Annotated in this window: 12 protein-coding genes and 1 riboswitch; of the genes, 10 read left to right on the forward strand and 2 right to left on the reverse strand. The window is 33.4% G+C overall.

Annotated features, from left to right (window positions below):
- Positions 1-51 precede the first annotated feature (51 nt).
- From DFQ07_RS08835 to nadB, 3 genes are all read left to right on the forward strand, one after another.
- Positions 52-1,317, forward strand: coding sequence for an acetyl-CoA hydrolase/transferase family protein (locus DFQ07_RS08835; RefSeq protein ID WP_133536755.1), 1,266 nt, complete (start codon positions 52-54; stop codon positions 1,315-1,317).
- Between the two features lie 153 nt (positions 1,318-1,470).
- A complete protein-coding gene (gene nadA, locus DFQ07_RS08840; protein ID WP_133535971.1) occupies positions 1,471-2,394 on the forward strand; it encodes a quinolinate synthase NadA in 924 nt (307 codons plus the stop codon).
- 3 nt (positions 2,395-2,397) lie between these two features.
- Positions 2,398-3,975: an L-aspartate oxidase gene (nadB, locus tag DFQ07_RS08845; RefSeq protein WP_133535973.1), complete on the forward strand. Its 1,578-nt coding sequence runs from the start codon at positions 2,398-2,400 to the stop codon at positions 3,973-3,975.
- 59 nt (positions 3,976-4,034) lie between these two features.
- Here nadB and ric read toward each other — a convergent pair whose 3' ends face one another.
- The gene (gene ric, locus DFQ07_RS08850; protein WP_133535975.1) at positions 4,035-4,754 is read right to left on the reverse strand and encodes an iron-sulfur cluster repair di-iron protein; all 720 of its coding nucleotides are present in this window, start codon (positions 4,752-4,754) and stop codon (positions 4,035-4,037) included.
- A gap of 5 nt (positions 4,755-4,759) precedes the next feature.
- A complete protein-coding gene (locus DFQ07_RS08855; RefSeq protein WP_133535977.1) occupies positions 4,760-5,995 on the reverse strand; it encodes an alginate export family protein in 1,236 nt (411 codons plus the stop codon).
- Between the two features lie 164 nt (positions 5,996-6,159).
- On the opposite strand from DFQ07_RS08855, the gene msrB reads away from it, so the two are divergent.
- The 7 genes from msrB to DFQ07_RS08890 all read left to right on the forward strand — a co-directional run bounded on the left by msrB (position 6,160) and on the right by DFQ07_RS08890 (position 15,578).
- Complete coding sequence (gene msrB / locus DFQ07_RS08860) at positions 6,160-6,606, forward strand: peptide-methionine (R)-S-oxide reductase MsrB (protein ID WP_133536757.1); 447 nt, start codon at positions 6,160-6,162, stop codon at positions 6,604-6,606.
- A gap of 14 nt (positions 6,607-6,620) precedes the next feature.
- The gene (gene msrA / locus DFQ07_RS08865; protein WP_133535979.1) at positions 6,621-7,169 is read left to right on the forward strand and encodes a peptide-methionine (S)-S-oxide reductase MsrA; all 549 of its coding nucleotides are present in this window, start codon (positions 6,621-6,623) and stop codon (positions 7,167-7,169) included.
- Between the two features lie 8 nt (positions 7,170-7,177).
- Positions 7,178-8,746: a protein adenylyltransferase SelO gene (locus tag DFQ07_RS08870; RefSeq protein ID WP_133535981.1), complete on the forward strand. Its 1,569-nt coding sequence runs from the start codon at positions 7,178-7,180 to the stop codon at positions 8,744-8,746.
- 184 nt (positions 8,747-8,930) lie between these two features.
- Positions 8,931-9,043, forward strand: a riboswitch (SAM riboswitch).
- Positions 9,044-9,174: 131 nt separating this feature from the next.
- The gene (locus tag DFQ07_RS08875) at positions 9,175-10,467 is read left to right on the forward strand and encodes an O-acetylhomoserine aminocarboxypropyltransferase/cysteine synthase family protein (RefSeq protein WP_133535983.1); all 1,293 of its coding nucleotides are present in this window, start codon (positions 9,175-9,177) and stop codon (positions 10,465-10,467) included.
- A 54-nt stretch (positions 10,468-10,521) separates the two neighbouring features.
- Positions 10,522-13,920 (forward strand): bifunctional aspartate kinase/homoserine dehydrogenase I, encoded by a 3,399-nt coding sequence (thrA, locus tag DFQ07_RS08880; protein ID WP_133535985.1) that lies wholly within the window; start codon positions 10,522-10,524, stop codon positions 13,918-13,920.
- Between the two features lie 60 nt (positions 13,921-13,980).
- On the forward strand, positions 13,981-15,147 hold the full coding sequence (locus DFQ07_RS08885; protein ID WP_133535987.1) for an O-succinylhomoserine sulfhydrylase: 1,167 nt from the start codon (positions 13,981-13,983) through the stop codon (positions 15,145-15,147).
- 23 nt (positions 15,148-15,170) lie between these two features.
- Entirely contained in the window at positions 15,171-15,578 is a 408-nt protein-coding gene (locus DFQ07_RS08890) for an RrF2 family transcriptional regulator (protein WP_133535989.1), read from the forward strand.
- Positions 15,579-15,612: the final 34 nt, after the last annotated feature.

Consider the following 15,612-nt stretch of genomic DNA (forward strand, 5'->3'; position numbering starts at 1 on the left):
GATTTTCTGAAGACCTTTGTGTTTTAAAAGAGAGAATTCATGGCAAAAAAAATGAGTATTGTTACAGCTGAAGAAGCGGTAGCTTCTGTACAATCAAATAATAAAATCTTTTTTCAAGGAGCAGCAATGACTCCTAATTTATTGATAGATAGTTTGTGTGATCGTTATCAAGAATTATCAAATGTAGAAATCATACAAATTCATACCCATGGTAAAGCTAAGTATTTAGAAGAACCTTATAGTAAATCTTTTAAATTGGTAAGCTGCTTTGTGGGCGATAATGTTAGAAAAGGGGTAAACACTAATAATGGTGATTATGTACCTATCTTTTTAAGTGAAATTCATTGGTTGTTTAGAAGAAATATTTATCCGTTAGATGTAGCTTTTATTCAGGTTTCTCCTCCTGATAAACACGGTTATTGTTCATTAGGAACTTCAGTAGATATTACGCTTCCAGCTATTTTAACAGCTAAGAAAGTAATTGCTTTAGTAAACCCTAATGTACCAAGAACACATGGAGATGGTATTATACATATGAGTCGCATAGATTATGCGGTTGAAGTTAATACGCCTATACATGAATCTATTTCAGAAACTCCTTCTGAAATTGAAATCAAAATAGGAAAACATGTTGCTGAGTTAATTGATGACGGAGCAACTTTACAAATGGGAATAGGCAATATACCTAATGCGGTCTTACATAATTTAACCAATCATAAACGTTTGGGAATTCATACAGAAATGTTTTCTGATGGAATTCTTCCGTTAGTTGAACAAGGCATTATTACTGGAGAAGAAAAAGAAATCAAGACAGGAAAGATAGTTACCTGTTTTGCTGTTGGTTCTAAAAAATTGTATGATTTTATTGATGATAATCCGTTAGTACACTTTAAAGAAGCTGGATATACAAATGATACATCTCTTATAAAATTAAATCCTAAAGTTACTGCTATTAATAGTGCTATTGAAATAGACATTACAGGACAAGTTTGTGCAGATACTATAGGGCAGTATCAATATTCTGGGGTAGGAGGTCAAATGGATTTTATCAGAGGAGCATCGCTCTCAAAAGAAGGAAAAGCGATTATTGCAATGCCATCACTTACTACAAAAGGAATTTCTAAGATCACACCTTTTTTAAAACAAGGGGCTGGAGTAACGACTACTAGAGCTCATGTACATTATGTAGCCACTGAATATGGAGTAGTGAACTTATTTGGTAAGAGTTTAAAGCAACGAGCAAAAGCTTTAATATCGATAGCACATCCTAATTTTAGAGAAGAATTAGAAAAAGAAGCATATAAAAGATTTCATTAGTTTAGGTTGGTTGTAGAAACTATATAGTTTCATTTCTTTTAAAAGCCTTCTTGTCAATCAAGAAGGCTTTTTTGTATAGTCATAAAGATGATTATTATCATGTTTTTCTTGCTAGGTCAATATTATTTTTGTGTTTGCTTAAAACAAACACTGATGGACATTATAGAAGAAATACAGAGATTAAAGAAAGAGAAAAATGCTATCATACTAGCTCATTATTATCAAGAGCCAGCGATACAAGAAATAGCAGATTATGTTGGAGATAGTTTAGGGTTATCGCAAAAAGCTGCAGAAACTGATGCAGACATTATTGTTTTTGCAGGAGTTCACTTTATGGCTGAAACAGCTAAAATATTAAATCCTACTAAAAAAGTATTATTACCTGATTTAAACGCAGGTTGTTCCTTGGCAGAATCTTGTCCACCAGAAGCATTTGAAAAGTTTATAAAAGCACACCCAGATCATACAGTTATAACTTATGTGAATTGTAGTGCGGAGGTAAAAGCTTTAACCGATGTAGTTTGTACCTCATCAAATGCTTTAAAAATAGTAGAATCTATACCAGAAGAAACCCCAATTATTTTTGCTCCAGATAGAAATCTTGGTAAGTATATCATGCAAAAAACGGGAAGAGAAATGTTACTTTGGGATGGAAGTTGTGTGGTACACGAAGCTTTTTCGATAGAAAAATTAATTCAGCTACATAAAAAATATCCTGATTATAAAATTATAGCGCATCCAGAATCAGAAGAACATATTTTAAAAACAGCAACTTACATTGGTTCTACAGCAGGAATGATTAATTATGTTAAAGAACATGCAAATGAAAAATTTATCGTAGCGACCGAAGCAGGAATTTTACATAAAATGCAGCAAGAAGTTCCAAATACCGAATTGGTTCCAGCTCCTGCTAAAGAAGATAATACATGTGCTTGTAGTGAATGTGCTTATATGAAGGTAAACACCATACAAAAACTGTATGATTGTTTGTTGAATGAAACTCCGCATATTGAAGTTTCAGAAGACATTCGTAAAAGAGCCTTAATTCCTATTGAACGAATGCTTGAATTGTCTTAAAAAATGTTGACAACCGATTATTTAGTTATAGGCTCAGGAGTTGCAGGCTTAACTTTTGCAATTAAAATAGCCGAGCGTTTTCCTGATAGAAAAGTAATTATAGTAACCAAAGGAGATAAAGATGAATCGAATACCAAATATGCGCAAGGTGGTGTTGCTGTAGTGATTGATAAAAAAGAAGATTCTTTTCAAAAACATATTCAAGATACGTTAATTGCGGGGGACGGACTCTGTGATAGAGCTGTTGTAGAAATGGTGGTAAAAGAAGGTCCTAAACGATTACAAGAATTGGTGAATTGGGGAGCCAACTTTGATACAAACTCTAATGGAAATTATGATTTAGGTAAAGAAGGAGGACATTCAGAATACAGAGTTGTACACCATAAAGACATTACAGGGTATGAGATAGAACAAACCTTACTCAGGTGCATACAACAATTAAAAAATATAACAGTACTAACGCATCATTTTGTTATAGATTTAATCACACAACACCATATAAAAGAAGTTAAAGAGAAAGAATTAACTTGTTACGGAGCGTATCTATTAAATGAAAAAGATAATACAATTAAAGCCATACAAGCAACAAATACTTTATTAGCTTCAGGAGGTATAGGAAGTGTTTACGGACATACTACGAATCCTGTAATTGCTACAGGAGATGGTATTGCTATGGCATACAGAGCCAAGGCGCTTGTAAAAGATATGGAGTTTGTACAATTTCATCCAACTGCATTATACATGGCAGAAGGAGGGGCTTTATTTTTAATTTCTGAAGCAGTTAGAGGTTTTGGTGCTTATTTACGAAATAAACAAGGACATAGGTTTATGCCCGATTATGATGTGAGAGCGGAGCTTGCATCTCGAGATATTGTATCACAAAGTATTGACAATGAGCTTAAAAAACACGGAGATACACATGTGTTTTTAGATTGTACTCACCTAAATGTTTTAGAGTTTACAAAGCATTTCCCTAATATTTATCAAAAATGTAAAGACTTGCATATTGATATCAGTAAACATTGGATTCCAGTGGTTCCAGCATCGCATTATTTATGTGGAGGAATTGTGGTTGATACCTACGGAAGAACAAGTGTAAACAATTTATTTTCATGTGGTGAGTGTTCAAGAACTGGACTGCATGGAGCTAATAGATTGGCTTCTAATTCTCTTTTAGAAGCATTGGTGTATTCACACAACATTTTTAAATATTTAGCAAGCAATTATACAAAACACTATCAAATAGTAATTCCAGAATGGAATGATAAAGGCACAACTATACCTGATGAACATGTTTTAATTCAGCATAACTTAAAAGAATTACAAGCACTTATGAGAAATTATGTAGGAATTGTTCGTAGCAATAGTAGGTTGCAAAAAGCTAAAATAAAGCTCGATAATATATATCAAGAGGTCGAAGAATTGTACAAAACATCCAAAATAAGTGTAAGCCTTTGCGAACTACGAAATATGGTAAATGTGGCACATTTAATTATTAATCAATCAGTAAAGCGAAAAGAAAATAAAGGGGGATATTTTAATATTGATAATGTATACAATACATCTCAAAAAAGTTTTTAAATGTATTAATACAAAACGAAATTAATAGGCAATCTGATTACAGATTGCCTATTAATCAACTATAAAATCTCCTTTTCAAGTAAAATTGCTTTAGGGTGTAATATATTATTTTCAAGGTGTATATGTGTATGTAAGTCTTGTTCGAATTCATCTAACTTAGCATACAATGCTTTAAATGTATTACAAGCTCCTTCAGGTGGAGTATAATTGTTACTTAGTTTAGCAATTTGTTTAAAGATATTACCAGCATTTTCATGTTCATATTCCATCATTCTAATAGGATTATTTACAGTGCCAAATGGAGGAGTTATATTTTTTATGCCCTCTTTTTTAGCTTGTACTAATTGTTTTATAAAAGGAAATAATACTTGTTCTTCTTTCTGCATATGAGATAGTAACTCATTTGCTACTTCATGAAATAATTGATTAATTTCAATAACTTCAGAATAATGATGTCCGTGTACTTTTGCCACTTTATTGGCATATTGTGAAATAATAGGCAAACTCTCTCTAATATACATGTGATGTACATTTTCAATATAAATAATTAAAAAGTCTAACTCCCATTTATCATAATCTTCAATCACATCTTTGATTGCATCAACATCAGCAAGTTCTTTTTCTAAATCAGCTTGATTTACTTTGTTTTTCTTGCAAGCTTTTTCAACAGTTATTCCACCTCCACAACAAAAATCGATTCCGTATTTTTTAAAAATATGAGCTGTTTTAATATTTTCAGTTACATATTCAGCTACAGTTTTGTCTTTTGAAATTATCATGGTATTTAATTTTTTGATGAGAATAGAGTAGGATTTATAGTTACCATAACCCATCCCCAATTGTTAGTATTATCATCAGCATTTCCTTTTAAAACTTCCATTCCTTCAGAAGCAAACATTTGAGAGTATCCAGCTTTAAAGCCTATTTCTTTGGTAAATTTATATGCATATACTAAATCTACTTCTGTACCTAATTGTTTTGATACTGTCGTGTTAATATCTGAAGCTGCAGAAAAATTATGTACAAATGCTGTTATATTTGATTTTGAGTTTAAAGAGAAGTTTGCTTTCGCATAAATATCTAATAAACCAACGCTATTCATATGGTTTCCTACATAGAAGTAATCCATAAACCCGTTGAACTTGTGATTGGTTCCATAAAAAGGAGAAAAGGCTTTGTTTTCGTCAGCAGAAGTATTGTAGTCATTACCGCTTTGTAATTCTGCTCCTAAACCAACTTTGGTAGTTTTAGATACCTTATAATTGGCTTCAATACCAAGTAAGTAAGCGTTTAAATCTCTATTTAATGCATCATTCCCGAATTGATAGTACAAGTTAGCAGCAACATTTAAATTATCTTTTTTAGCTTTTAAATGTGTACCAATAGTTTGACTGTATTTAAGACCAATAGGAGTTTGCATTCCGTTATTTAAGAATAAGAAACTTCCAGAAAAATCATTCCAATCTTTATGCAACCATGCATATTGCATCGCCTTATAGGTATTAGGAGTTGTTAAATTTGTACCTGTTAAATTTTCAGCTGATTGATTAAAAGCTAAACCAATATCAAACTTAAAATCATTTTTTTGATATTTAAGCATAGCCATATCGTGGCTACGAGCTTGTTGTACCCAACCTACATTACCAAAAATTCTACTATCATCGTAAATAACCTCTTGACGTCCTAGTTTTACTGAGAAATTAGAATCTAAAAATATTTCTCCCCATGCTTGGTGAACACTTAAACCACTGTTGTCGGTATTATTAAGCTGCGGAACATCTCCCCAAACCCTTACATCTTGAAAACTAACATAAAAGTTTAGTTTTTCAATGTTGTAACTTGTGTTTAGTCGAGTTCTTTGCGAAACAAACATTGCTGGGTTTGTGTTATCAGGGAATAAGGTTTTAAATCCGTGTCTATACTCAGCACGAGGGCGTATCTCAGCATCAATTTTAAACTGAGCAAATGTTGTTGTAATTGCAAAAAGAAGTAATGCTGTAGTTATTTTATATGTTTTCATAAAATTTTGTATTTCGTATTTTTACACAAATTACAAGGTTTTTTACTCTATAAAATATGATAAAAATCATCCTTTTAAGAAAAAGGATAAAAATATCTTTTTTGTAAGTAATGCAAGTAAATAGCTACTAATGAAACTAAAAGAACACAAAAATGAATGATAAAATATTGACTTGGAAAGATGTTATCTATTTTGCGGTAAATGGTAATCCAATTCCTGATAAAAGAGTAGAAAAAAAAACTGAAGAGTGGAAAGCGGTTTTAACTCCTGAACAGTTTAAAATTACAAGACAAAAAGGAACAGAACGTCCTAATTCTGGAGAATTGTGTAGTGTTTATGATGCAGGTAAATATAAATGTGTGTGTTGTGGTACTCCATTGTTTGATTCCTCTATAAAATTTAGCTCAGGTACAGGTTGGCCAAGTTTTACACAGCCAATTAAAGAAAATGCTATTAAGTATGAAAAAGACACTACTTTTGGAATGGTACGAGTAGAAGTAATGTGTAATGCATGTGATGCACATTTAGGACATGTGTTTCCTGATGGACCAGAGCCTAGCGGATTACGTTATTGTATTAACTCAGCATCTATGGTTTTAGATACTGAATAGAATGTGTGAAATAAATGGCAAAGAATAATAAAGAAGTATTAACTGTTGGAGGTGGTTGTTTTTGGTGTGTTGAAGCAGTCTTTAATCAAATAGAAGGAGTAGAAAAAGTAATATCAGGATATATGGGAGGAACCGTTCCTGGTAAACCAACCTATAGAGAAGTATGTTCAGGATTAACAGGACATGCAGAAGTAATACAAGCAACCTATAACCCAGAAATTATAAGTTTTGAAGAGTTATTGGTGATCTTTATGACAAGCCATGACCCTACAACACTAAACAGGCAAGGAGCTGATGTAGGTACACAATACCGTTCGGTTATTTTTTATCATTCAGATGAGCAACGAGCAATAGCAGAGAAAATAATTGAAGAGCTAAAGCCTTACTATGATAATACTATTGTCACCGAAGTGAGTCCTGCAACAACATTTCATTCGGCAGAAGACTATCATCAAAACTACTATGAAAATAACAAGGAGCAAATGTATTGTGCAGCGGTAATTTCGCCCAAATTAGCAAAATTGAAAAAGCTATATGCAAACAAATTAAAACCTGTAAATTAAAACAAAACGTGTTAAACCTAATAATAAAAGATACTTTTAATAAAGAATTACCTGCGGATTCAATTCAAGAGAACACCCGAAGACAGGTAACGGAAGCTTGTTTTTCATTTGTAACACCTAAGAAGACATCCAATCCAAAGATGTTACATGTTTCAGATGAAATGGCTAAGGAGTTAGGATTTTCAGCTGAAGAAATAGCTTCAGAAGCATTTAAAAATGTTTTTACAGGAAACGAGGTGTATCCTAATACGTATCCGTATGCGATGTGTTATGGTGGGCACCAATTTGGGCATTGGGCAGGTCAATTAGGAGATGGTAGAGCGATTAATTTGTTTGAAATAGTTTACAATAATAAAAACTGGGCTTTACAATTGAAAGGAGCTGGAGAAACTCCATATTCACGTACAGCAGACGGATTAGCAGTATTGCGTTCTTCTATTCGTGAATATTTGTGTAGCGAGGCGATGTACCATTTGGGTGTGCCTACTACAAGAGCTTTGTCGCTGGCATTGTCAGGAGATCAAGTGCTAAGAGACGTGATGTATGACGGAAATGCTGCGTATGAAAAAGGGGCTATTGTATGTAGAACGGCCGAGTCATTTTTACGCTTTGGAAACTATCAGATTTTAGCAGCTAGAGGAGACGTTAAAACATTGAAAACACTGGTAGATTATACTATTAAGCATCATTTTTCTAATTTAGGTAACCCTTCAAAAGAAACTTATGTTTCCTTTTTTAAGGAAGTTGCAGACCGTAGTTTAGAAATGGTAATTCATTGGCAACGTGTTGGGTTTGTACATGGGGTAATGAATACAGATAATATGTCTATTCTAGGTCTTACAATTGATTATGGACCTTACGGATGGTTAGAGGGTTATGACGATGGGTGGACGCCTAACACAACTGATAATACTCATAAACGTTATCGATATGGTGCTCAGCCTGAGATTGTGTTGTGGAATTTATATCAGTTAGCTAATGCTTTATATCCTTTAATAGAAGAAGCGGAGCCATTAGAAGCTATTTTGGAATATTATCAAGAAAAGTTTCCTGAGGTTTACATACAAATGATGCGAGAAAAATTAGGACTTTTTTCTTCAAAAGAAACAGATGATAAATTGGTTTCTGACCTTGAAGAAGTACTTCAAAAAACAGAAACAGATATGACTATTTTTTTCCGATTGTTGGCAAATGTTTCAAAAAAAGATACTGTTCAAGAGGCTATCAAAAAAATAGAAAAGGCATTTTATACTCCTTCTGAATTTGTTGATGAAATAAAATTAGCTTGGGAAAAATGGTGTCAAAATTACTTGGAAAGATTGCAAAATGAAACTACATCTGATAAAGAAAAAAAGGCAAAAATGAATGCTGTAAATCCGAAATATGTACTTCGAAATTACATGGCTCAATTGGTAATTGATGATGCCGATAAAGGAAATTATACACTCTTAAATGAGTTATATGAGCTATTAAAAAAGCCATATGATGAGCAACCTAAATATGAAAAATGGTTTGCAAAACGACCTGAATGGGCACGAAATAAGGTTGGTTGCTCTATGTTATCATGTAGTTCTTAGATGAAAACAATACATAAATGAATAGACTAAGTAAATAGGTTTATTTATTTGGTTTTTAGGGATTTACATTTTTGATTGTAGGTCTGTTTAAACATTTGTTGTAATAAAAAATGTAAAAAAATTTGGATATTCCATTTTTATAATTGAATATTTGTGCTCGTAAAAGTTCAAACACTTATTGACGATGTTATCAAGAAAGGTGGAGGGATTAGACCCTATGAAGCCTTAGCAACCCTTTGTGCAAACAAAGAAGGTGCTAAATTCTACCAGAGCGAAAAACTCGTGGATAGATAACCCAGAAGAAGTTTCAATAAAAACTACTGAGACTTCTTGTAATTTCTTAATAACATTTTTCTAGTGAGCAACATCTAAAAATAGATGTGTTTTGGCTTTTGTTTTAATTTTTTATTAACTCAAAAACAAGAAAAATGAGTACACAAAAATTCGCAACGAATGCGTTGCACGCAGGTCACGATGTAACACAAACAAGTGGAACAAGAGCAGTTCCAATTTATCAAACTACGTCGTATGTTTTTAACGATGCAGAACATGCAGCAAATTTATTTTCGTTAAAAGAACTCGGATTTATTTACACCCGATTAAATAATCCCACCAATCAAATTTTGCAAGATCGCTTAGCTGCTTTAGAGGGAGGTATTGGTGCCGTAGTGTTTGCTTCTGGTACAGCAGCTATTTCGACTGGACTATTAACCTTGTTAAAAACAGGAGATCATATCGTAGCTTCGAGTAGTTTGTACGGAGGAACCTACAATTTGTTAAACGTTACTTTACCAAGATTAGGAATTACGACTACGTTTGTAGATGCTTCCAATCCTGATAATTTTTCAGCAGCGGTACAAGAGAATACCAGAGTTTTTTTTGTGGAATCTTTAGGAAATCCGAAGTTAGATGTATTGGATTTAAAAGCGATATCTGCACATGCTAAAAAAGCAGAAGTGCCTTTTATTGTAGATAATACAGTGGCTACACCAGCATTATTAAACCCGATTGAACATGGAGCCAATATTGTAATTCACTCGTTAACAAAGTACATTGGCGGACAAGGAAATTCATTAGGAGGAGCAATTATTGATGCAGGAACCTTTAACTGGGCAAATGGGAAGTTTCCTGAGTTTACAGAGCCTTCAGCAGGATATCATGGATTGGTCTATCACGAAACTTTAGGAGCAGCATCGTACACGTTTAAACTGATTTTAGAAGGATTGCGAGACTTTGGAGGTGCGTTAAGTCCGACAAACGCATTCAACATTATTCAAGGATTAGAAACCTTAGAAGTACGAATTCAAAAGCATAGTGAAAACGCATTGAAACTAGCAAAGTGGTTGCAAGAACAAGATGAAGTTGCTTGGGTAAACTATCCAGGTTTAGAAGGAAATACATACAAAGCTTTAGCTGATAAATACTTGCCAAAAGGTCAAAGCGGATTAGTAACCTTTGGTGTAAAAGGAGGTTATGAAGCTGCTAAAACCATTGCAGATAACACCAAACTCTTTTCATTATTAGCCAACATAGGAGATACCAAATCTTTAATTATTCATCCAGCGAGTACTACACACCAACAATTGAGTGATGAAGCGCAAGAAAGTACGGGGGTAACGAAAGACTTAATTCGTTTATCAGTTGGTTTGGAAAATATTGAAGATTTAAAAACCGATTTACAAGAAGCATTTGCTAAAATTTCTAAAGAAGTATTGGCATAATAAAGCTAGTTACTAGTTCTGAATTTGCTTTAGAACAATAAAACAATATCGGTAATGAAAAGTAATTTACAGCATATACATATTCTTAGTTATACCACAATAAGCGGTACGCAATTCGATACAATTCCGTTGAGTTACCAAGTTTTCGGAAAAACATTGGGTACCGCTCCTGTGGTACTTATTAACCATGCACTAACAGGAAACAGCAATGTTGCGGGAACTAATGGTTGGTGGCAAGATTTAATAGGAGATAACAAGGTTATAGACACTAAAGAATATACCATTTTGTGCTTTAACATACCAGGAAATGGGTATGACGATTTTTTAATTGATGATTATAAAAGTTTTGAAGCACGCGATGTTGCCAACATCTTTTTGCAAGGATTAAAGCAGTTGCAAATAGACAAGTTATTTGCTTTGATAGGAGGTTCTTTAGGGGGAGGGATCGCATGGGAAATGGCTGTGTTGAATCCGAAAATTACCGAGCATTTAATTCCTGTAGCAACCGATTGGAAATCGACCGATTGGTTAATAGCGAATTGTCAAATACAAGAGCAATTTTTAATCAATTCTAGCAATCCTGTACACGATGCACGCATGCATGCAATGTTGTGTTACAGAACACCAGAGTCGTTTAAAAAACGTTTTCAGCGTTCAAAAAATGAAGAATCCACGCTTTTCAATGTAGAAAGTTGGTTGTTACATCATGGAAAAAAGTTACAAGAACGCTATCAATTAGCTTCTTACAAATTGATGAATCAATTATTAAAAACCATCGATGTAACAAAAGGAAGAGAAGGACTGGATGTATTGGAAACAATCGAAGCAGATATCCATATTGTTGGCGTAGATTCAGATTTGTTTTTTACTGCGGAAGAAAACAGAGAAACACACAAACAACTGGCATCTGCTCATGCGAATGTAACCTATAATGAAATTAATTCAGATTATGGGCATGATGCTTTCTTAATAGAATACAAGCAATTAGAAAAAATTATTGAACCGATATTCAATCAAAAAACAACAAATAAAAGAATGAAAATTTTAAAGTTTGGCGGAAAATCTTTGTCGAATGAAGGGATACAAAATGTAGTATCTATCATAGAACAGAAAATTAATGAAGGAGAAAAAATAGCAGTGGTAGTATCTGCAAGAGGAAATGCCACAGATGAATTAGAAGAACTCTTAGAAAGAGCCGCTAAAAATGAAGCTTTTAAAGAACAATTAGAAGCGTTTCGATATGAGCAAACTAAATTAACTCCGTTGGTAGATTTTTCTACAGAATTTAATCGCTTAGAAAAGTTGTTTGAAGGGGTGAGTTTGTTAGGAGATTATAGTCAAAAGATAAAGGATGAAGTACTAGCACAGGGAGAGTTATTGTCTATAAAAACGGTAACCGATTTATTACAACAAAAAGGAATCGATGCCCTTGCAACGGATTCAAGAGCGTTGTTAAAAACAGATGAAACAGTAGGAAAAGGACAATCGATAGTTGAGGTATCTAAAGAAAATGTGTTGAACCATTTTAAACAGTATAACGAAACAACAGTGAATGTGGTAGCTGGGTTTATAGCATCGAATTTAAAAAACGAAACCACTACTCTGGGTAGAAACGGAAGTAATTACACAGCATCGTTGTTAGCGAACTATTTAGATGCTGAGGAGTTGCAAAACTACACACATGTAGATGGAATCTTCACTGCCAATCCTGATTTGGTTGCTGATGCTAAAAAGATAGAAGAACTATCATTTTCTGAAGCGAATGAATTGGCAAATTTCGGAGCGAACATTTTACATGCTAAAACAATTATTCCGTTGTTAGAGAAGAACATTAATCTTCGAATTTTAAATACTTTCAATCCTAATGACAATGGTACGTTAATTACTGCAAAATCAACCTTAAAAGGAATCAAATCCTTATCGGTTTTAGACAAGGTTGCTTTAATCAATTTTGAAGGAAGAGGTTTGTTAGGTAAAGTAGGAGTAGATGCGCGTATTTTTAAAGCATTGAGCAATCACGGAATTAGTGTAAGTATCATTTCACAAGGCTCTTCAGAAAGAGGTATTGGTTTGGTGGTTGATAAATCGAATGCTGCAGCAGCTGTAAAAGCCTTAGAACAAGAGTTTGAAAATGATATGCAAACGAAAGATGTCAATCAGATTTCGATTCAAGAAGAAGTATCGGTAATTTCAATTATAGGTCAAGACTTAAGTGAGTTTCACCACCCATACAACGCTTTAATTAAGAACCAAATAGTTCCATTATTGTTTAACAATACGATTACAGGTAAAAATGTAAGCTTGGTAGTGAAGAAAGAGCAATTACACAAGGCGTTGAATGTGATTCATGGTCAAGTATTTGGAGTCGCTAAAAAGATTAACATCGCTGTTTTTGGTAAAGGTTTAGTGGGAGGAACCTTGATAGAGCAAATTTTAGAGAATTCAAAATCGATTTTAGAAAGGCGAAAAATTCAACTGAATATTTTTGCCATCGCTAACTCTAAAAAAGTACTCTTAACTAAAAATGGAGTCGATACTGACTGGTCGAAGGAGCTAGAGAAAAATGAAGAAAATCAGGATATAGTTAACAGTGTAATCAACTATGCGAAAGAACATCACTTAGAGAATTTAATCGCAGTAGACAATACAGCTAGCTTAGATTTTATAGAGAATTACATTCCGTTAGTCGATGCTGGTTTCGATTTAGTTTCTTCTAACAAAATAGCCAATACAGTTTCGTATGATTTTTATAAAAAACTGCGCACAACCTTAGATAAAAATAAGAAGAGTTATTTGTACGAAACTAATGTAGGAGCAGGTTTACCATTGATAGATACTATTAAATTATTACACGATTCAGGAGAGAATATTACAAGAATCAGAGGGGTATTCTCAGGGTCATTAAGCTATTTGTTTAATAAGTTTTCTGCGGAAGATGTACCGTTTTCATTGGTGTTGCAAGAAGCAATTGATAAAGGGTTTACAGAACCAGATCCTCGTGAAGATTTATGTGGAAATGATGTTGCCAGAAAACTATTGATTTTAGCTCGTGAGTTGGATTTAGAAAATGAATTTGAAGATATTCAGATAGAAAACTTGATTCCAGAGGAGTTTAGAGAAATATCTTCAGAAGAGTTTCTATCAAACTTAGAAAAACTAAATGCTACGTTTCAACAACAAAAAGAATCACAAGAAGAAAATCATGTATTACGATACATTGGTGATTTGCATGGTGATTTACAGCAGTCGAAAGGAGAATTGGATGTAAAATTAGTATCTGTACCAGAGAATTCACCCTTAGGAAGTTTAAAAGGTTCAGATGCCATTTTTGAAATTTATACAGAATCTTACGGAGAACAACCTATAGTTATTCAAGGAGCAGGAGCAGGATCAAAAGTTACTGCAAGAGGTGTATTTGGAGATATTTTACGATTAGCAAAGAATAATAACTAAAGGGATAGGGGAAACAAGAATAGCTTAATAACGAAACGGTCTAACATCTAAAAAAATAACATGAGTCAATACTTTGAAACACAAGCCATACGAACGCAAACAGAACGTTCACAATTTTCAGAACATTCAACACCATTGTACTTAACATCAAGTTTTGTGTTTGATGATGCTGAAGATATGCGAGCATCTTTTGCAGAAGAAAAGGAGAAGAATTTATACAGTAGATTCTCAAACCCGAATACCACAGAATTTATCAATAAAATAGTAACAATGGAAGGAGCAGAAGCAGGGTATGCTTTTGCAACAGGTATGGCAGCAGTGTTTTCAACTTTTGGAGCTTTGTTAAATGCGGGAGATCATATAGTGTCGTGTCGTTCTGTTTTTGGATCAACCCATACCTTATTTACAAAGTATTTACCTAAATGGAATATAGAAACGAGTTACTTTAAAATTAATGAAGTAGATAGGATTGAAAGCTTGATTCAGCCGAATACAAAAATATTGTATGCAGAAACTCCAACCAATCCAGCAGTTGATATTTTAGATTTAGAGTTGTTAGGAAACATTGCAAAGAAGCACAATTTACTATTGGTGATAGATAATTGCTTTGCAACACCTTATTTACAGAATCCAATTAAATTTGGAGCAGATTTGGTAATTCACTCAGCAACAAAGTTAATAGATGGTCAAGGTCGTGTTTTAGGAGGTGTTACAGTGGGAAAAGAAGAGCTGATAAGAGAAATTTATCTGTTTTCAAGAAATACAGGTCCATCAATGTCACCATTCAATGCTTGGGTGTTGTCTAAGAGTTTAGAAACCTTGTCCATACGAGTAGAAAAGCATTGTGAAAATGCGTTGAAAGTAGCGCAGTTTTTAGAAGAACATCCAAAAGTGAATTTGGTAAAATATCCTTTTTTAACATCGCATCCACAGTATGAGATTGCGAAAAAACAAATGCGATTAGGTGGAAACATTGTCGCTTTTGAAGTAAAAGGAGGTATCGAATCTGGTCGTAAATTTTTGAACAATATAAAAATGTGCTCATTATCAGCAAATTTAGGAGACACACGAACAATTGTAACACATCCAGCATCTACAACTCACAGTAAACTAAGTGAAGAAGATCGATTAGAAGTAGGAATTACAGATGGCTTGGTACGATGTTCGGTAGGGTTAGAAAATGTAGAAGATGTAATTAACGATTTAAATCAAGCATTAAATAATTAGGAAGTAAAGCATATATTTGTAATATGCTTTCTAAGAAAACAAAATACGGAATTAAGGCACTTACTTTTATTGCTAGGCAAGAAAAGGGTACCATGGTACAAATAGCCACTATATCTGAAAGTGAAAATATTTCACATAAATTTTTAGAAAGTATATTACTTACCTTACGCAAATCAGGAATTTTAGGAGCTAAAAAAGGTAAAGGTGGTGGCTATTATTTGCTAAAACCCTCTCACGAAATTAAAATGACTGATGTTATTAGAACACTAGAAGGCCCCATAGCAATGGTACCATGTGTTAGTTTGAATTATTATGAGAAATGTGATGACTGTCCAGATGAGGATGCCTGTTCAGTACACAAACTAATGATTCAAGTAAGAGATAATACGCTACAAGTACTTCGTAACAATACACTTGCAGATTTAGTGTAGTATTAACAAATTGTAAAATTCAAATATTTTTTTG

The sequence above is a fragment of the Tenacibaculum caenipelagi genome, from assembly GCF_004363005.1.
GTDB lineage: Bacteria > Bacteroidota > Bacteroidia > Flavobacteriales > Flavobacteriaceae > Polaribacter > Polaribacter caenipelagi.